Origin of the sequence: Ideonella sp. B508-1 (assembly GCF_000333615.1) — a bacterium.
GTDB lineage: Bacteria > Pseudomonadota > Gammaproteobacteria > Burkholderiales > Burkholderiaceae_C > Ideonella.
Map to the genome: position 1 here is coordinate 1 of NZ_BADL01000524.1, position 933 is coordinate 933.

Here is a 933-nt window from a genome sequence, read left to right on the forward strand (position 1 = left end):
CGGATGGCCTCGGCCACGAACAGGCCGGGGTGGCCGGTGGTCAGGCCCACGCCGTAGAACAGCGCGGTGCCGCCCTGCAGGGCCTGGGTGAAATAGGGCCGGCGGGCGTAGTTGCGGCCGACGAAACTCTCCGGCGTGCCGGCGTTGCTGGCCGCCAGCGCATTGCCGGCCGGGTCCATCACATAGACGGCCAGCGCATCGGCACGGCGGCCGATCTCGGCCAGATCCTCGTTCACCCGCGCGCGCAGCCCGGCATCGTCCGGCGCGGCCAGCAGGGCCCGCACGGCCGGCTGCCGGCCCACCACGGCCGGCAGGTAGCTGTACTTGCCGATCACGCCGCGCAGGCCCAGGGCATGCAGCTCCTGCGCGGAATGCAGGGCGGCCAGGCGCTGGTCCGTCTCGTGCCGCTCGGCCCACCATCCGGCCCACCACACCGGCACGGCCGCCAGCACCAGCAGCAGGCCCCAACGCCCCCAGCGGCGCAGGCGGGACACGGCAGGAACAGGGGCCGAAGACACGGTGGCGGACATGGTCACCCCGCATCTTGGCAGATGGGCGGTGGCAGGCGCCCTCCTCCGTAAATCTACGCAGCGGTCAGCGCCACCACCACCGGGGCCACCACCTGCTTCACCGCCAGCAACTACGCCCACACCACGGCCGGCCGGGCCCACCAGAGCGGCGGCTACGCCTATGCCAACGGCTCCAACCAGGCCATGGGCCTGTGGAACGTCTTCGTCACCACCACGCTGAAGCAGACGGGGGCGAACTACTACGTCATTGGCAGTTGTCCCTGAGGTCCGTCCCCTTGGAGGGGGGCGATGAATGGCTGCATTTCGAGCAAGAGAAGCGCACCTTCTTCGGGCTGCAGTCACGGCCCGGGCCGACCGCCGTGCTTCGAGAGGCACCGCGATCTCATGCCACGAGACTTCTCGG

Annotated in this window: 2 pseudogenes; one reads left to right on the plus strand and one right to left on the minus strand. The window is 70.8% G+C overall.

The annotated features are described in order from the left end of the window. A pseudogene (locus I73_RS29525) lies at positions 1 to 530 on the minus strand (PAS domain-containing sensor histidine kinase); the annotation flags it as partial. 57 nt (positions 531 to 587) lie between these two features. Between I73_RS29525 and I73_RS34175 the strand changes: the two are divergent. After that, positions 588 to 794, plus strand: a pseudogene (locus tag I73_RS34175) (hypothetical protein); the annotation flags it as partial. Positions 795 to 933: the final 139 nt, after the last annotated feature.